Origin of the sequence: Planomicrobium soli (assembly GCF_003014655.1) — a bacterium.
Classification (GTDB): Bacteria; Bacillota; Bacilli; order Bacillales_A; family Planococcaceae; genus Planococcus; species Planococcus soli_B.
Genome location: NZ_PYAT01000001.1, coordinates 95399 through 113536, shown reverse-complemented (window position 1 = coordinate 113536; position 18138 = coordinate 95399). Strand labels below are relative to the sequence as shown.

At 44.2% G+C, this 18138-nt stretch carries 18 protein-coding genes; 13 read left to right on the top strand and 5 right to left on the bottom strand.

Annotated features, from left to right (window positions below):
- Nucleotides 1-4: 4 nt before the first annotated feature.
- Together B0H99_RS00500 and B0H99_RS00495 are read left to right on the top strand one after the other, a co-directional pair.
- Nucleotides 5-823 carry a MetQ/NlpA family ABC transporter substrate-binding protein gene (locus B0H99_RS00500; protein WP_106531661.1) on the top strand — a complete coding sequence of 273 codons (819 nt, stop codon included), beginning with the start codon at nucleotides 5-7 and terminating at the stop codon, nucleotides 821-823.
- A gap of 15 nt (nucleotides 824-838) precedes the next feature.
- Nucleotides 839-1921 carry an iron-containing alcohol dehydrogenase family protein gene (locus B0H99_RS00495; RefSeq protein WP_106531660.1) on the top strand — a complete coding sequence of 361 codons (1083 nt, stop codon included), beginning with the start codon at nucleotides 839-841 and terminating at the stop codon, nucleotides 1919-1921.
- 118 nt (nucleotides 1922-2039) lie between these two features.
- Here the strand turns inward: B0H99_RS00495 and B0H99_RS00490 are convergent, their stop codons facing one another.
- From B0H99_RS00490 to B0H99_RS00480, 3 genes are all read right to left on the bottom strand, one after another.
- Complete coding sequence (locus B0H99_RS00490; protein ID WP_106531659.1) at nucleotides 2040-3362, bottom strand: CitMHS family transporter; 1323 nt, start codon at nucleotides 3360-3362, stop codon at nucleotides 2040-2042.
- Nucleotides 3363-3539: 177 nt separating this feature from the next.
- Nucleotides 3540-4250 carry a response regulator gene (locus B0H99_RS00485; protein WP_106531658.1) on the bottom strand — a complete coding sequence of 237 codons (711 nt, stop codon included), beginning with the start codon at nucleotides 4248-4250 and terminating at the stop codon, nucleotides 3540-3542.
- The gene (locus B0H99_RS00480) at nucleotides 4247-5896 is read right to left on the bottom strand and encodes an ATP-binding protein (protein ID WP_106531657.1); all 1650 of its coding nucleotides are present in this window, start codon (nucleotides 5894-5896) and stop codon (nucleotides 4247-4249) included. The genes B0H99_RS00485 and B0H99_RS00480 overlap by 4 nt, the downstream gene beginning before the upstream one ends.
- Before the next feature lie 529 nt (nucleotides 5897-6425).
- On the opposite strand from B0H99_RS00480, the gene B0H99_RS17975 reads away from it, so the two are divergent.
- The 9 genes from B0H99_RS17975 to B0H99_RS00435 all read left to right on the top strand — a co-directional run bounded on the left by B0H99_RS17975 (nucleotide 6426) and on the right by B0H99_RS00435 (nucleotide 14062).
- Nucleotides 6426-6515: an ATP-binding protein gene (locus tag B0H99_RS17975; RefSeq protein ID WP_245894320.1), complete on the top strand. Its 90-nt coding sequence runs from the start codon at nucleotides 6426-6428 to the stop codon at nucleotides 6513-6515.
- A 330-nt stretch (nucleotides 6516-6845) separates the two neighbouring features.
- Nucleotides 6846-7742 (top strand): acyl-ACP desaturase, encoded by an 897-nt coding sequence (locus B0H99_RS00470; RefSeq protein WP_106531656.1) that lies wholly within the window; start codon nucleotides 6846-6848, stop codon nucleotides 7740-7742.
- Nucleotides 7743-7765: 23 nt separating this feature from the next.
- Entirely contained in the window at nucleotides 7766-8020 is a 255-nt protein-coding gene (locus B0H99_RS00465) for a hypothetical protein (RefSeq protein WP_106531655.1), read from the top strand.
- 486 nt (nucleotides 8021-8506) lie between these two features.
- Complete coding sequence (locus tag B0H99_RS00460) at nucleotides 8507-8707, top strand: cold-shock protein (RefSeq protein WP_106531654.1); 201 nt, start codon at nucleotides 8507-8509, stop codon at nucleotides 8705-8707.
- A gap of 212 nt (nucleotides 8708-8919) precedes the next feature.
- Nucleotides 8920-11634 (top strand): winged helix-turn-helix domain-containing protein, encoded by a 2715-nt coding sequence (locus tag B0H99_RS00455; RefSeq protein WP_106531653.1) that lies wholly within the window; start codon nucleotides 8920-8922, stop codon nucleotides 11632-11634.
- Between the two features lie 232 nt (nucleotides 11635-11866).
- On the top strand, nucleotides 11867-12148 hold the full coding sequence (locus B0H99_RS00450; RefSeq protein ID WP_106531652.1) for a hypothetical protein: 282 nt from the start codon (nucleotides 11867-11869) through the stop codon (nucleotides 12146-12148).
- A 13-nt stretch (nucleotides 12149-12161) separates the two neighbouring features.
- Complete coding sequence (locus B0H99_RS00445; RefSeq protein ID WP_245894318.1) at nucleotides 12162-12875, top strand: hypothetical protein; 714 nt, start codon at nucleotides 12162-12164, stop codon at nucleotides 12873-12875.
- Nucleotides 12876-12995: 120 nt separating this feature from the next.
- A complete protein-coding gene (locus B0H99_RS00440) occupies nucleotides 12996-13712 on the top strand; it encodes a DUF4386 domain-containing protein (protein WP_106531651.1) in 717 nt (238 codons plus the stop codon).
- Nucleotides 13713-13753: 41 nt separating this feature from the next.
- Entirely contained in the window at nucleotides 13754-14062 is a 309-nt protein-coding gene (locus B0H99_RS00435) for a hypothetical protein (protein ID WP_106531650.1), read from the top strand.
- A 158-nt stretch (nucleotides 14063-14220) separates the two neighbouring features.
- Here B0H99_RS00435 and ahpF read toward each other — a convergent pair whose 3' ends face one another.
- Nucleotides 14221-15801, bottom strand: coding sequence for an alkyl hydroperoxide reductase subunit F (gene ahpF, locus B0H99_RS00430; protein ID WP_106531649.1), 1581 nt, complete (start codon nucleotides 15799-15801; stop codon nucleotides 14221-14223).
- Between the two features lie 15 nt (nucleotides 15802-15816).
- A complete protein-coding gene (gene ahpC / locus B0H99_RS00425; protein WP_106531648.1) occupies nucleotides 15817-16380 on the bottom strand; it encodes an alkyl hydroperoxide reductase subunit C in 564 nt (187 codons plus the stop codon).
- Between the two features lie 710 nt (nucleotides 16381-17090).
- Between ahpC and B0H99_RS00420 the strand changes: the two genes are divergently transcribed.
- Complete coding sequence (locus B0H99_RS00420) at nucleotides 17091-17741, top strand: DsbA family oxidoreductase (protein WP_106531647.1); 651 nt, start codon at nucleotides 17091-17093, stop codon at nucleotides 17739-17741.
- Nucleotides 17742-17771: 30 nt separating this feature from the next.
- Entirely contained in the window at nucleotides 17772-18095 is a 324-nt protein-coding gene (locus B0H99_RS00415) for an IDEAL domain-containing protein (protein ID WP_106531646.1), read from the top strand.
- Nucleotides 18096-18138 lie beyond the last annotated feature (43 nt).

Sequence of the window (18138 nt, the reverse complement as noted above, 5' to 3'; positions counted from 1 at the left end):
ACACATGAAAAAATTTGTATTGCCAGCCATCCTACTTGTCTTATTAACACTGCTAGCCGCTTGCGGCGGAGAGGAATCGAACGCCGACAGCAAAACCGTCAAGCTTGGCGGAACAGCAGGCCCTTACAGCGACATGCTGAACAAAGCGTTCAAACCGGCCCTTGAAGAAAAAGGCTATACTGTGGAAATCACGGAGTTCAGCGATTACATCCAGCCAAACAACGCTTTGAACAACGGGGACCTGGACGCAAACTTATTCCAGCACTCGGTTTATCTGGAAAACTTCTCGAAAGAAAACAGCATGGACCTGACCGGCCTAATTACCGTACCAACAGCGCCAATGGGCATTTATTCGAATACTTATGAGTCGATCGAAGAAGTGGAGGACGGAGCGACCATCGCCATTCCGAATGACCCGGTCAATGCAGCCCGCACGTTCCTTATCTTGCAAGATCATGGACTGATCACATTAGATCCGGCAGCTGAAGAATTGACCGTATCGGAAAAAGATATCCAAACAAATTCAAAGAACCTTGAGTTCCAACCCATCGAAGCGGGCGGCTTGCCGCGAGCTGTAGAAAGCTCGGACTTGGCAGCTGTGCCTGGGAACTTCGCGTTAGCAGCGGAAATGGACCTGCTGGATGCGCTTGTGCTTGAAAATATGCCTGACCAGTACCGCAACTTGGTGGCGGTCAAGACAGAAAATAAAGATGCACAACTCGCGAAAGATTTGGTGGAAATTGTCGAATCACAGGAATTCGAAAAATTGATTGATGCGGAATTCAAAGGATTCGGCAAACCGGAATGGATGGAAAGCCGTTAAGAAAGGAAGAGCCATATGGAACCGATCACCGTTAAAGGAGCGCCTGCCGAATATGCCTGCCATATAGGCGTACTCGACGGCCTTGAAGAAAAGCTGATTGCCAGAAACATCCGGAAAGTAGTAGTGCTGACAGGCAGAAAATCATGGGAAGCGCTGGCTCCATATTTTCCAACGCTCGAAAAGGTAGAAGCGGTTTTTGAATTCTATCGGGGAGAGAGCTCATTAGCGGAAATCGGACGAATAGCGGAAATTGCTAAAAGTTTAGGCGCAGACGCCGTAATCGGTGCTGGCGGCGGCAAAGTGCTGGATATCGCAAAAGGCGTTGCCCATGAAATCGGCATCAAATCCGTGCTCATCCCGACACTTGCATCCAACTGTGCGCCATGGACGCCGCTCAGCGTCATTTATACGGAATCCGGTACAATGACTCATTTTACCGTATATCCGGAAAGTGTGGATTTGCTGTTGGTGGAGCCCCGTATCTTAATTGATGCCCCGGTACCGCTTCTTATTGCCGGCATCGGCGACACACTGGCAAAATGGTACGAAGCAGACGTGCAAATCAGCCGCTTCGAAGACCCGCCGATTGCCTTGAAAATAGCTCATTATACCGCAAAACTTTGTGCAGAAGAAATGTTCCAAAACGCGGAAGCTGCAATCGCCGATGCAAAGAAAGGCGATTTGTCTGATGCTTTCATTAAGGTGGCAGAAACGATTATTATGCTAGGTGGAATGGTCGGCGGGTTCGGGGATAAATATGGACGCGTTGCCGGTGCCCACGCCATCCATAATGGGATGACTATAGCGCCGGAATCGCATCAGGCACTTCACGGCGACAAAGTAGCATATGGTGTATTGGTGCAATTGCTGCTTGAAAACAAGGCCAGCGAAGCCCAGCGCTTGATCAGCTTTTATAAGAACATCGGCTTGCCGCTGTCACTGCAGGATTTGAAGATTCCCGTAAAGTGGATCGATCCGATTGCAATCCAGTCGACGCAAGAAAAAGAGACGATTCACGTATTGCGAAGTGAAGGGATTAGAGCGGCAGAAGTGGCCGAAGCGATGAAAAAGCTGGAAGAATTGGTTGCTGTCCATTAAAGCTAAGCTGGACATGATGTTATTTATATAGCGCTTCTTTTATTCAAGAAAGAAAAAAGCAGGACATGAATGAATGATTCATGTCCTGCTTTTTATTTGGTTCAATAGGAAAGATTTTTTAAACGACACCAATCGCTACTGAAATGCCCAGAAGGACAATAGCAAATGACCACATGATGGCAAGGGAGTAACGGATGTGGCGGCCGATTTCAAGGCCAGCCAACCCAAGAGCAAGCCATAGAGCTGGTGAAAAAGGGCTGATAAATGTTCCGATAATATTCCCGATGATCATTGCGTAGGCAGAGGACAAAGAACTTACGCCGGCATTTGCCACTACTTGTTCCACGATAGGCAGAAGCGCGAAATAATAAGCATCCGTGCTAAGCAATAAATCGAACGGGACACCGAAAAATCCAATGATGAGATGCAGATAAGGAAGCACGAACGCTGGAAGAATCTTGACAAGATCACCTGCAAGAGAATCGAGCATCAAGGTGCCATTCAAAATTCCCAGAAATGAGCCTGCTGCCAAAATAATAGCAGCCATTAATAAGGCGTTCGGTGCATGGTCTTTGATACGGTCCATTTGATCTTTCATGTTCGGGTAGTTTAATGGCAACGCAATGCTGACACCTATCAAGAAGGCAAATCCAGCTGGGATGACACCCCACATTAATACGCCAATAACCGCGATTGCCAGAAGGCTGTTCGCCCACAATAATTTCGGACGGCGAAGAGAGGCGGCTTTAGAAGCAGCTTCATCACTTACACCTTTTTTGCTGGAAACTTCTTCTTCATCCAACGCAACCGTTTGATCGAGTCGTTTAGCTATCAGACGTTTTTCCCGTAATGCCAGCAGTACCGCTAAAATGATGAGCAATACCAGTCCAATAACCTGAACCTTGATCAGCGGACGCCATAATTCTGTAACATCGGCTCCAAGTACGGCTGCAGTCCGGCCAAGCGGTCCTGCCCAAGGAAGCATATTCATGATGCTTGCTGAAGTTCCAACCAATAATAACAATAAATATGGATTCATTTTAAGGCGTTTGTACAACGGCAACAGCGCCGGTATAGTGATCAGGAACGTAGAAGCACCTGAGCCGTCAAGTTGTGCAACTGCTGCAATCAAAACGGTTCCGACAGCAACCGCAATTACGTTTCCGCGTGAAACCGCAATCATTTTGTTGATCAACGGATCAAATAGACCGACATCTTGCATGATTCCGAAAAACAAGATCGCGAATATGAACATGATAACAACATTCATAACGGATTCCATGCCGCTATTGAAAAAGCCGCCAATTTCAGCGAAATTGAAGCCAGCGGTGAAGGCAGCCACTATAGGCACCAGCACAAGGGCAACGATTGGTGTAATTTTGTTGCTGATCAGTAAAGCTACAATGATTACGATAGTCAATAAACCGATAATACTTAACATAATTTCTCCTCCTGGCTTGTAAAAGTATAAGTGAGGAAACGGATGTAAACGCATACAAATGCGAGAACATCATAAAAGCCCTCTGTTAGTAAGTTGTAATTACAAACTTATCACAGAGGGTTTTAAAAAATAAGATTATTTAATTAAGTGAACTATTGTCCATTTTAGTCCTTTTGTTCATTTTGTCCATGGGATATAGCGTCTTTCAGGGCGACCGATTCCATAGTTCAATTGGGCTTTTGCCTCGCCGTTCGCCACAAGATGTTCCAAGTAACGGCGGGCAGTAGAACGGCTTACGCCAAGGGCTTTGCCGGTTTCCAGGGCGTTGACGCCTTCCCCGGCAGAAGCATGCAAGATGTCCATTACGCTTTCCAAGGTAAGTTGATCTATGCTTTTGGGCAACAGTTCTTCTGATTTGTTAGGGGAAGAAGTGGGCAGGCCGTTGCTAATGCCAATCAGCCGGTCGATATCCGACTGATCCAATTCACCTTTAGAAGCAAGCAAGGTTTTTTGTTCGCGGAATCGGATCAAAGTTTTTTCAAAACGTTCAAAATCCACGGGCTTGACGATATAATCGAAAATCCCGCCGCTCAGAGTTTCTTTTATAGTAGCCACTTCTTTTGCTGCAGAGAGCATAATGATATCGACTTGATAAAAGTTTTTGCGGATTTCCCAAAAAAGCTCAAGTCCATTCCGATCTGGTATGAAAACATCCAGCAAGATCAAATCCGGCAATTGTTTGGCGTCTTTAAGAAAAGCTATCGCTTCATCGCCTGTCTTGGCAACAGCCATTACTTGAAACGGCTCGACTTGTTTTACTAGTTGCCGGTTGATTTCAGCAACCCGAAAATCGTCTTCTATAATTAGTACATGAAGTTTTTGGTTCATTGGATATTCTCCTCTTTAGGTATTGAAACAACAAAACAAGCACCGCCAAGTTCGCTTTCTTCCACGTGCATTACACCGCCGGCACGTGCGATCAATTGATTAGTGGTGCTAAGTCCGTATCCGCGGTCTGCACCATTTTTCAATGAAAACCCTGTGTCGAAAAGCTTGGGAAGAGCATCGTCCGGAATTCCAGAGCCCGAATCGTCTATCTCAAAAAGGATATCATCGCCAACGTCAGTGAAATATAGCGAAATGTGCCGACCAGTTGCCGGTTTTTCCTTCACCGCATCAAGCGAGTTGTCTACCAGGTTGCCGAGTGCGGTAAGAAGTGCTTGCCTTTGCAGATCAGTCAAAGGCGTTTTCAAGCTGCTTTCAGGATCGATTGTCATTTGGACTTGCTGTTCGCTCGCCTGATTGATTTTGCCAAGCAAAATGCCGCTCACAAGCGGATCTGATACTTTTTCGATCAGCTGATGGATCCATTCCTGCTGAGCATCTTGTTCCATACGAATGAACTTCAATACTTCTTCTTTCTTGTTCAAATGCAGAAGACCGGAGATGGTATAAAGTTTGTTCGAAAATTCATGCGTCTGGGCACGAAGTGCATTGGCATATTGCTTGATCTGAAACAATTCCTTCGTAAGTTTATCAATTTCGGTTTTATTTCGGAAAGTGGAGACAGCGCCTATGAGTGTCCCACCATTATAAATCGGTCCAGAATTAACATAGACGACATGGTTGCCATATTGCTGTTCCTTATCGTACCGGCTTTCTTGCGTCTTCAGGATTACAGGCAAATCAGAAGTGGGAAGGACTCGCTGGATAGGTTCGCCGATTAATGTTTTATCCGTTACTTCGCCGCCGAATAAAAGTAGCTTAGCCATCTGATTGAGCAAAGTGATTTGCCCATTTTCATTCACTGCGATAATTCCTTCGTGGGTGGATTGCAAAATCGTTTCTTTTTGAAAGAGAAGCTCGGAAATTTCTTCGGGTTCTAGACCGTAAAGCGAATTTTTTATATAAGTTGCAATGCCGATGGCAGCCAGGAGGGACACTAAACCGATAACAAGGAGCATCAGCCAGGTTTCCTGCTTATAGTTTCCGATCAATGCTTGAATGTTATCAGCCAGAAAACCTACTGACACCACTCCGATGATTTCGCTTCCCGAATAGATCGGCACCTTTGCACGAAGCGAATTTCCAAGGGAACCGGTTGCTTCGGAAACATACGATTCGCCATGCTGCAGTGCGCGCTGATTGTCTTCTCCGACCATCTTTTTACCGATTTCTTCGGGGTTTGGATGCGAATACCGAATTTCGTCCTTATTGCCGACAACGATGAATTCTGCGGAGGTCGCTTGCTGAATAGGAGATACGAGCGGCTGGATTTGAGCAGCCGGATCATTTGATCTAAAAGCTTCTGCGATGGCCGGATTATGTGCCACGCTTTCCGCCACACTCAATGCTTGATCTCCCAGTTGGGTTTTGAGGGTATCTGTGATGAAATGATGAAGAAAGATTCCCATAAAAAAAATGATGGCAATGATCAACAAACCAATAAGCCCAATCATCTTTGATTTTAAATTCAACGTCCTTTTTGGATGCAGAGCCCGCTTGACAATATCCTCTTTTTGAAATTGAATCATGATGGAAAGCTCCTTATTATGCGAATGCGTTTTAGAGCAATCATACCATATGTAGCAAGCGGTTGAGTTTGGCAAATTTTTTGATGAGATGCAACCTATTTCTAATTTTTGCCTTCATTATAAACATTGGGTATTCTCGTGACCTTTTGATTTGCATGGAATGCTGTTTTTCTAGCCAGAGGCCAGTAGTTTTATGGTATGAGCGATTAAATTATTGCAGGAAAAATGAATAAAGGATAAAAATGCCATGGATACGAATGCTTTTGAGAAGCTTTCGTAAGCCGTGGTTTTTTGCTGCTGCGGGAAAAGCCGCGAGTTCCAACTTTTTTTTATTGAGTTACAACAAAATGCTCGCGAGTTCCAACTGAAATCAAGTGAGTTACAACTTATCGAAGGCGAGTTCCAACTTGATGATTTGTGAAATCAAGTAAAGGCATTAGAAGGTTTGCTTTAAATAAGAAGAATAGAATTAAGCTGCACAATACATGTAACATTTAAGGAATGTATATTCTTGCTAAAAGTTACTCCAATGACACTGATTTTAATGGGACCACTAGGTGCAGGCAAGACGCATCTGTCCGTCGCATTAGATGTCCACGCCGTCCAGCAAGGATTTTAAGTTTCCTTTGTTTCCATAGCTCATCTCATGTATATCTTAAAAACACGGGAACACATCAAAAAATCCAACACCCGCTATAAGCGGATTATTGGATCTGATTTAATCACCATAGATGAGGTTATGTATATGACGTATGAAGCACACGAAGCCCATTTGTAAAACTTTGTTTTCCGAAACAAGTGGTCTATCTTGATTGGTGAAAGTTGATCTACCTTATTTGTGAAAAATTGATCTATCCTACTTGACGGTTACACCAACGTTCTAAGTTTATAATTGTTAAAAAAACTCAAATGGTTTAAAGTTAGAAAAACACCTAAAGGAGAAAAGATAATGTTAAATTCAGATTTGGATATACGCTTAGAACCACGAATTAAAGAATTATATCAATTGCATAAGGAACGTTCTGCAAATATTGACTGGAGCTATCACGAATTTATTCCATGGGACAAGGCCATGTCCTTTAAACGAGTTCCTTGGGATGAGAGTCAAGTAACTCTTCCAGAAGGTGTAATTATTGCAGTAGAAACAGCATTACTTACAGAAGTAAATTTACCTTGGTATACTTCGCATTTGGATTATACATTTAAAAATTCAATGGAAGTAATAAATGATTTCGTACGCACTTGGACAGCTGAAGAAGATCAGCACTCTAACTTACTTGAAACGTATTTATTGGTGACACGAAACGTAAATCCCGTAAGATTGCATGAATTAAGAAAACGAGTAGTTGAAAGTGGCTGGTTTCCAGATTTCACTAATCCTTTAGCAACAATGGCCTATACTACTTTGCAAGAGTTAGCTACACTAGTTTTTTATAATAATGTAGCTAAGGTAGCGGGTCTTTACGACAAAGATTTAGCAACATTACTTCGACGTGTAGCGAAAGACGAAGCACTTCATTATGCATTCTATCGCGACACAGTAAAAGCACATCTTGAACTTGATCCGAATTTCATTGTTTATTTTGAGAAGGTAATTATTAATTTCTCTATGCCAGGTGCCGTTATGCCAGACTTTAACGAGAGAATGAAAACCATTGCAATAGATACGAATTATGGACCACTACAATACTTTGACCAAGTATTAGATGTAGTTGTTAAATACTGGGATATTGCCAACTTGCAACCTACTAGCGAAGATGCCAAACAATCACAAGCGAATATATTGAAATATCATGGGCGTTTAAAAAGAATTACAGATCGCCAGCTAGAAAAAAATAAAAGGTAGATGTATGAAAGGGTTTTTTTATCATGAAAACAACTTGCGAATTATGTGAAAAAGAAACGAAAGATAAAGTAAGTTATTTGGAACTTGAAACATGGGAATTTAATTTTTTAAAGAAAGAGAAAAAAGACTTTTACTCTATTTGTTTTAATTGTTTTGACAAACATACGAATAATTTCATTGACAAAGAAATGGATCTTGGATTGAGAAAAAAACGTTCTCTTTTGGTGAATAGAGAGGTCCAAGAAGAAATCGAGGCTATTCTTGAAATCGAAAATTAAGTACTCCACTCTATTTATTGTGCCTAAGTTGAAAGCCTATGAGCAATAAACTGAATCTCTTAAAACAGTTTACAAGTATGTAATGTATTAAAGATGCATCACTTTAGTGAAATAGATGAAATTTGGATTGGTGAAAAGAAAATCCAACTAGGTTCCAATGATATTAACATGGCAAGAATAAATAATTGCTTCATTATATATGAGGAACCGAGGATACAGGAGTCGGAAAAAGGAAAGCCATCTTCTTTGGAGGATGGCTTTTTACGTTCTAAAATATCGATATAGACAATAGAGGAATAGCTAAACAAAATTCATTAGAAAAAAGAACGGTGCCCTTTGCTTTCCATTTTATCCACTATCTGTTATGCTTAAAAAGAATTATTTTTGTTCGTTTTCAGATTGAGAATAGAGTTTGTTTTTCGTCTAAGGTATTTGAGCAAGGGTAGTAACACATTGTGTGGATAGCCGCACTAGGAGGCAACAATTATGGAACAAGGTAAAGTTAAGTGGTTTAATGCAGAAAAAGGTTTTGGATTTATCGAGCGTGAAGCAGGAGATGACGTATTCGTACATTTCTCAGCAATCCAAAGTGAAGGTTTCAAATCTTTAGACGAAGGTCAAAATGTTACGTTTGAAATTGAACAAGGACAACGTGGCCTACAAGCTACGAACGTTCAAAAAGCTTAATAATAGCTAAAAAAAAGACCCTAAATGTAGGGTCTTTTTTTTATGTGCTAAATTTGAGGTTAACTACTTCCGTGAAGAAATAATATGTTAACTTAAAAAAGTTGGTGGAATATATAGATGGTAAAAAGCCGATTGTTTGAATGTACTTTATGAATCATCAATAAATTTTTTTGTATATGGGAGAATAGAAGATTTCATGTTACTATAATTTCATGAATATTCCAATTATAAAAACCAAACTTTATATACCAGTACCAAGGCCGAATAGTGTTCAGCGGCCACGGCTGATTGAACAGCTTAATGCGGGCTTGGATCGGAAACTGACTTTGCTCGCTGCATCCGCCGGCTTTGGCAAGACGGCGCTGGCAAGCGAATGGGTTGCTGGCTGCGGCCGGCCGGTCGCATGGCTGTCGCTGGACGAAGGGGATAGTGACCTTTTACGTTTTTTAGCTTATTTTATTGCGGCTTTACAGACAATGGAAGAAGGATTTGGAGCCGAGGTGTCTGAGTCGCTTAAAACCCAAAAGCTGCCGCCAATCGAATCGACGCTGACGGCGCTGCTCAATGAAATATCAAACATACCGTATAGCTTCATGCTTGTCCTCGATGACTACCATGTTATCGAATCAAAAGAAATTGATAGTGCCATGAGCTTTTTGCTCGAATATCTTCCGCCACAGATGCACTTGGTGATCGCCGCTCGTGAAAATCCGCAGCTGCCTCTGGCCAGGTTGCGTGCACGAGGGCATTTGACCGAGTTGAGAGCCGCCGACTTGCGCTTTACTCACAGTGAAACGGCATTGTTTCTCGAAGGGATGATGGGTTTAGGGCTCAATGCTGATGAAATCAGTGCATTGGAGTCCCGTACCGAAGGCTGGGTAACCGGTCTTCAGCTTGCAGCCCTGTCAATTCAGGGACGCACAGACATTCCCGCGTTCATACAGGAATTCGCCGGAGACAATCGATACATCGTGGATTATTTGGTGGAAGAGGTGCTTCAGCTGCAGCCGGACCATGTCAGAAGTTTTTTGCTTCAGACTTCGATTCTTGAGCGGCTGAATGGTCCGCTATGTGATGCTGTCACCGGACAAAATGGCGGCATTACACTATTGGAGACATTGGAGCGCGGCAACTTCTTCGTTGTTCCGCTGGATGAAAAGCGCCAGTGGTACCGTTACCACCACCTTTTTGCAGAGGTCCTTTATGTGTTTTTGAAAGAAGAGCAGGCTGATGAGATTGCTGCTCTGCACGGGCGGGCGAGTGCATGGTATGAAGCCCATGGCATGGCGGCCGAAGCGATACGCCATGCACTGTCAGCCAAAGATTTTGCGCGTGCAGCGAATTTGCTTGAGCTGGCATGGGGTGATATGCGCAGAAATCGGCAGGAAGCAGCGATGTTAGCATGGCTGAAAGCGATTCCGGAAGAGCTGATTCGTGACAGGCCGGTCCTTAGCGTTGTCTATGCGTGGGCACTGTTATCCGGTGGCGAACTAGCGGCAGTAGAGAAACATCTGAAGGACGCCGAACGGTGGCTGGAAACGATAGAGGCCGATGAGAAAAACAACTCTTTTTTAGATAAGATGGTCGTTATCGACAAAGAGGAATTCCGCGATCTCCTCGGTTCGATCGCCGTCTATCGGGCTGCCAAAGCTTTAGCTCTGGGAGATATTCCTGCTGTTATTAAAGATTCACAGCGGGTACTCGACCTCGTACCTGAAACAGATTATTTGCGGCGTGGAGCTGCAGCCGGGCTCATGGGGCTCGCTTTTTGGACAATCGGCGAACTGGAGACGGCACACCGGATCTATGCTGAAGGCATGGCAGATCTGCACCAAGCCGGCAACGTTTCGGATGTCATTGGGGGAGCACTTGCGCTGGCTGATATACGGATAGCACAAGGCAAGCTCCACCAGACAATGCGTATTTACGAACGAAGCTTGCAGCTTGCGGCAGAGCAGGGCGAGCCTGCCATGCGAGGGACAGCGGACATGTATGTGGGCATGAGTGAACTTTGCCGCGAGCGCAACGAGCAGCAACAAGCGGAGCAGCATTTATTGAAAAGCAAAGAGCAAGGTGAGCATACCGGATTCCCGCAAAACCGGTATCGCTGGCGCGTCGCTATGGCCAGGATACGGGAAGCCGAGGGGAAGTTAGACGATGCGATGGAACTGCTGAATGATGCGGAGCATACGTATGTCAGCGACTTTTTTCCGAATGTCCGCCCAATAGCTGCGTTGAAAGTAAGGATATGGCTAAAACAGGGGCGTCTGAATCAAGCTCTTGACTGGGTACAGGAGACGGGTCTGTCATCCAGTGATTCGCTTAGCTACTTGCGCGAATTCGAGCATATAACATTGGCAAGAGTTCTCTTAGCCCGCTACAAGAGCGGCCGAAAAGAACAACACTCTTTGCAAGAAGCGATCGGGCTTCTAAACCGTCTTTATGAAGCGGCGGAAGAAGGGGGGCGGATAGGAAGCACAATTGAAATTCTCATCGTCCAGGCGCTTGCCCACCAACTCGAAGGCAATCTATCTGATGCGCTTATGATGCTCGGACGCGCTCTGGATTTAGCGGAACCTGAAGGGTATGTCCGCATCTTTGTGGATGAAGGAAGCTCCATGATGGCCTTGCTTGAAGCGGCTGTGAAAATGGAGATTTCCCAAACCTATGGCAGCCGTCTGCTGGCAGCTTTCGGCCGAAAGGAAGGCTTATCGACTGCCAGTCAGTCTTTGGGAGAACCTTTAAGTGAACGGGAACTGGACGTGCTGAAACTTCTCCGGACCGATATGAGCGGACCGGACATTGCCCGGGAACTGATCATCTCATTAAACACTATGAGGACACATACCAAGAACATTTACAGCAAACTAGAGGTAAACAATCGCCGTGCAGCTATCCGGCGTGCTGAAGAATTGGGGCTGTTTTGACAACACCTCTATTCCAACCTAGGCATATTTGAACAGCACCGAAATGGGCAGACATCAGTCTAGCCGTTTCGGTGCTGTTTTTTTACTGTACCTCCTTTTTGCTTTACATCGTTCTTATGTAATAAATCACCACATAAATCACCATATGTGGTGATGTGTCCTCACCTGATACTTGTGTATCTTTAAATCAAGCAAAGAGCACAATTTATAACCAATGAGAAGGAGGGGCGAAATGAATGGCATATTCAAATCTCTAGATGATTACCAAAAGCCGGGGCTATATGAAATCCGACTCAAAGGGCACTTGGATGACAAGTGGACCGACTGGTTTGATGGCTTGACATTTACTCGCGAAATCAACGGAACAACCATCCTCACCGGTCCGGTGGCTGACCAGGCAGCATTGCATGGCCATTTAAGGAAAGTGCGCGATCTTGGCCTTCCCTTGATTTCAGTTTTTCAGGTTGAACCGAAACAGGAAAACTTGCCGCATGGCAACCAACACCAATCGTAAAGGGGATGAGCACATGAATACACATCGCCAGGCTTCAGTTTATGAAGAAAATATGCAAGCAGATGTTAACCAAAAATCCATTGCCAAATCAGAAAGCAAAGGGAAAATAACCTCCTCGGCACTTTTTCGGGGAGCAGGATTATCGGCCATTGCGGCGGGCTTCCTTTTCATGCTCATTCAACTGATCCATCCATCCGAACTTCTTTCGAATGTCACGACCGGCGTATGGGCAAATGTCCATTATATCACCTTTGCGATGTGCCTCTTCTGGCTGCTGGGCCTAACGGGGATTTACGCCAGACAAGTGGAGAAGGCAGGATGGCTGGGCCTTGCCGGTTATCTTTTGTTCAGCCTTTTTCTGGTGCTCTCAGCTTCCTTTAATTTCGCCGAAGCCTTAATCATACCGCTCGTAGCGGCAGACGCACCGGAGTTTGTGGAAGGCTTTCTGGGGATTTTCAGTGGAGCCGCAACTGAAGTCGATCTTGGAGCCCTTGCAACGGTTGCGCCGGTAGCCGGAATGCTATATCTGTTCGGAGGTTTTCTGTTCGGCATCGCGACGTTCCGCGCCGGTATCCTGTCGCGCTGGGCGGCGGCCGCCTTCGCTTTCGGAGCTGTGGCTTCTTTGGGCGCTGCCGTTCTCCCGCATGAGCTAGCACGTTTAATGGCGGTGCCAATGGGAATTGGCATTGCATGGCTCGGATATTCGCTTTGGTCCCAGCGAGAATAGACTGACCTGGAAACTAGAAATAGGAAGTTTCCAAAAAAAGAACATGCACGCAGAAAGGTATTTGTCCCATTAATTTGCGCAGCAGTGCCACAAAAAAGCAGGGTGGAAAGGAAGAGAAAAATGAAATCATCTAAAAGAACGGCAAAACTAATCGGAGTTTTGTTTCTTCTTGCCGCAGCTTCTGCAATAGCAGGGGTTCTGTTATATGATCCGATCCTCAATAGCGCCGATTATTTGAATCAAGGCTCAAACCATGACAACCAAGTGCTGCTTGGTGCGTTCATGGAGCTGATTCTTGTGGTGTCAGCAATCGGCACAGCAACAGCCATGTTTCCTTTATTAAGAAAGTATGATGAAACCATTGCACTTTTGCACGTTTGTTTCCGGTTTCTAGAAGCAATTGTCATCACGATAGGAATAGTCAGTGTGCTTGCTCTGTTGACAGTAAGCCGTGAATTTGCAGCGGCAAGCGCTCCCGATACCGCCGCATTTCAAGCTGTCGGAATTTCCTTGATTGCCATACATGACTGGACCTTCATGCTCGGGCCGCTTTTTTTCCTTGGCATCAATACGATCATGTACAGCTTTATCTTTTTTAAATCGAAACTTGTACCTTCGGCTCTGGCTCTTTTAGGCATAACGGGTGCCATACTTGTTTTTATCTGTGCCTTGCTGGTCCTGTTCGGCGCCATTCAACAAGTTTCAATTCTAGGGGGGCTGTTGGCGCTGCCGATTGCGGTTTATGAAATAACCTTAGCGGTTTGGCTCATCCGGAAAGGGTTTAATGAATCTGAGGAAGCAGTTGTGCCTGTAAGAAATGATGCACCTGCATATTAACTCCAGTTTCAACAAGCGAATCTTTCTCTAAAAAATGGGGGGTGATTTTCATAAAAGCAAGCGTTTATACCAAATACAGATTACAGGAAGTTCTTCAACTTCAGGAAGTTAAAAACCGTTTCCCAGGGACGGTAAAGTACTGGAAAACCTTCGGGGCAGACCGTGTGATTGATCATATGTTGGAACAACTTACTAACTCGCTAAAGACGTTTGGTCTGATTATTGATGATGATGGCAAAACGTCATTTTTACAACGTAAAATTTTGTTCAAGAAAAAGGGGATTCCTTGCAGCAGCAGCCGGATTGCCGGAATTTGCGCCGATGAATTCTACCTCAATCAGGGCGAATAAGAAATTGATAGACAAAGTAGTTTCGATGTGCCAAGAATAAAAGCAAAAACCACCCTTCTATCAAAATTAGATAGGAGGGTGGTTCACTGAGTAAGAAAAGATGTTTTTTGTTGGTTGGTCGGTCGGTAAAAATTCTGCTAAATAAAATCGAGACTTTTTTATTTAGCAGTCAAAGCAAGCTCTTTCTGCTCTTCAGTTTTTACAAGTTCCGGCGTCCGAATCAGGTAATCAAAAGCACTTAGTGATGCTGTTGCACCCGATCCCATGGAAATGATGATCTGGTTATAAGCGCTGTCTGTGCAATCTCCTGCGGCAAATACGCCAGGTATGTTCGTGGAACCGCGTTTATCTGTGATGATTTCACCGATCCGGTTGCGCTCAAGGGTGCCGTCCAGCCATTCGGTATTTGGTACAAGGCCGATTTGGACAAATACGCCTTGCAATGCAACATGGTGTTCTTCGCCAGTTTCGCGGTCAGTGTAAGTGATGCCAGTGACATTTTCGGTACCTGTAATTTCTTTCGTCACAGCATTCTTGACAACCGTTACGTTTGGCAGGCTGTAAAGGCGATTCTGCAGCACTTGGTCTGCTTTCATTTCTGAAGAATATTCAAGGACCGTGACATGGTTTACAATACCCGCAAGGTCAATCGCCGCTTCTGCGCCGGAGTTGCCGCCGCCGATAACGGCTACGTCTTTTCCTGCGAACAACGGGCCGTCACAGTGAGGGCAGTAAGCCACGCCTTTGTTTTTCAGTTCCTGCTCGCCAGGAACATTGACGTTCCGCCAGCGGGCGCCTGTTGAAATGATGACGGATTTGCTCTTAAGCGTTGCTCCGTTTTCAAGTTCCAGTTCAAAAAGGTCTCCCTTTTTCAACCCTTTGGCACGTTGCAGGTTCATGACGTCGATATTGTATTCTTTGACGTGTTCTTCAAGAGCCAATGCAAGTTTCGGTCCTTCCGTAGCTTTAACGCTGATGAAGTTTTCGATGCTCAATGTATCGAGAACCTGTCCGCCGAAGCGTTCTGCAACAATTCCTGTCCGGATTCCTTTTCGGGCCGCGTAGATTGCAGCACTTGCTCCAGCAGGTCCGCCGCCGACTACAAGAACATCATACGGGTCTTTGTCATCGAAGTCCGATGCACTCGAGCCTTCACCCAACTTCGCAAGTATTTCCTGAAGTGAAATGCGGCCGCCGTTCCAAAACTCTCCGTTCAAAAATACGGCAGGCACAGCCATGACATTTTTCTTTTCTACCTCTTCTTTAAATGCACCGCCATCGACCATCGTGTGCGTAATATTCGGATTCAGCACGCTCAGGATATTCAATGCTTGCACAACATCAGGGCAGTTGTGGCAAGTCAAGCTGACATAGGTTACAAAGTGAAAGTTGCCTTGGATTTTTTTGATTTGATCGATTTCATTTTGATCGATTTTTGGTGCACGTCCGCTTACTTGCAGCAAAGCCAATACCAAAGAAGTGAATTCGTGGCCGAGCGGCACACCGGCAAACGTTACACGAGCCGTTTCGCCAGGGCGCGTGATGCTGAAGCTTGGCGTTCTTTCCAGTTCAGCTTTTTGGACTGTGATCTTAGATGAGAGGGAAGATAACTCGTTGACAAGAGCCAGCATTTCCTTCGACACATCGTCCGAACCTGCACTTACTTGAAGCAGGATGTCGTTTTCAAGAAGCTGAAGATACTGATTTAATTGAGCTTTTATTTCTGTATCAAGTGCCATCTTTTATCGCTCTCCTTAAATTTTGCCTACAAGATCCAGGCTTGGCTTAAGTGTTTCGCCGCCTTCTTCCCATTTAGCCGGGCAAACTTCACCTGGGTTGTTGCGTACGTATTGAGCTGCTTTGATTTTGTTAATGAGTGTGCTTGCATCACGGCCAATGCCATCTGCATTGATTTCAACAGCTTGAATGATGCCGTCTGGGTCGATGATGAATGTTCCGCGGTCTGCTTGGCCAAGTTCTTCAACCAATACATCAAAGTTACGGGAAAGGACATGTGCCGGGTCGCCGATCATTGCGTATGTAATTTTGCCGATTGCTTCTGAAGAATCGTGCCATGCTTTATGTGTGAAATGAGAGTCTCTTGATACAGAGAATACTTCAGCGCCAAGTTCTTTCAGGGCAGGATATTGGTTTTGAAGATCTTCAAGTTCTGTCGGGCAAACGAATGTGAAATCTGCTGGGTAGAAGCAGACTACGCTCCATTGGCCTTTAAGGTTTTGTTCAGTAACTTCGATAAAATCACCGTTTTGGTATGCTTGTGCTGTAAATGGTTGTACTTCTTTTCCGATCAATGACATGACTAGAATTCCTCCAAATATAATATTTCGATTGTTGCAGAGTGATGCGCTCGCCTTAAGGAAGCTGCTCTTTCTGTAACAATCGTTTCTACTTTATACTAATTATTATATAGGTTTAATTGTTTTCGTCAAATAGTAACCGGTTAAGAGAGGCCGATTATGTCAAATTAATGAATGTCTAAAAGAACTAAGGGATACAAGGAAAATTAAAGAACTAGAATGAAAGCGCTTTAATTTTATTAGTTAATAATAATTGCTGGAACAGCATAATTGCTATACTAAGAAATCTTTATGGAATAGAAATTTATTAAGGATGAGAAAAATGAGCTGGGTCTGAAGCCCAAAAAAGCTACATTCCATTTTCAAAGCTGTATTACAGGCTCTAAAATCTTTACAGCGTCTTTAATAACTTAGGACGCAACAGCAGTTTGATGATCATCCACAGTATATCTCGAATTAAAAGCAAATAAATTGTAATCTCATTTGGGCAGGCGTAAAATTCTAATTAGCAACAATAAAGACGCTATAAAATGTTTAAACAACGTCTTGTTGCGGGATACAAAAATATATCCTGAAAATCTTTTAAAGAATAATTGTGGATCCCAGATTATCGGTAGTTGCCATGCTTTCAGAGATTTCTTTCTATAATATATCTAAAATACTGTAAGATGATTTAAGTTTTCAAAGCAGTTGAAAGGATGTTTTTCACGATGACTATAAAGGTAAAAGTATACTCTGACTACGTATGCCCATTCTGTTTTTTAGCAGAACAGCCGCTTGAAGAAGCGATTAAGGGGAAAGACGTGGAAGTGGAATGGATGCCATTTGAACTTCGTCCTGAACCAAACCCGACGCTGCGGCCTGAGGAGAATTACCTCCAAACAACCTGGGCACAGTCAGTTTATCCGATGGCAGAAAATATGGGAATTGATATTGTCCTGCCGGATGTTTCACCTCAGCCGCACACCCATTTAGCTTTTGAAGGGTTTCAGTATGCCAAGGAAAACGGAAAAGGAACAATATATAACGAACGAATGCTCAAAGCGTTTTTCCAACAAGGGCTCGATATTGGAAATATTGATGTATTGACTCGGATTGCAGGAGAAGTAGGGCTGGACCAAAAAGAATACCGCGAGGCACTTGAAACGCGCGAGTATAAAGAAGCTCATCAGCAAGCACTCAAGCACGCTTATCAAGAAGCGAACGTTACGGCAGTTCCAACGTTTGTGATTGGCGATACCGCGATTGCCGGTATCCATTCGAAAGAAACCATCGAGCAGATCATTGAAGATGAACTGAAAAAGCAAAAGCCGAAAGTCCTTTTCGAGGGCATGGCTTGTGGACCGGATGGATTCTGCTAAGACGATACTAAAAAAAGAAGGTGCAAACCTATGGTAAATAATAAAGCGATTTTAACAACTAGCGACTGGGTTAAAGGCATTTCCCGCCACGGCGAACTGATCATCGGGTTTATTGATTCCATGAGCATGGTCCAAGAAGCAGTGAATGTGACTGTGGTTAAGAGCGACAATGAAGAGCTGATTGGAAAAACCATTCCAATGTCGGCTAAGCAAGTTGAAAGTGTGCCAACAGGGCAGACAAAAGATACAGAACAGCTGGAATTTTTGATCGACTTGGCGTTATCAACAGGAGATGAAGCGTGGTTTATCGAGCTTACGGCTGAATTGAATTTAAGGAAACAAATGGTGAACTAACTGTAGAGCATTTGTGGGATTTTCCAATAAATAGAAATGAAAA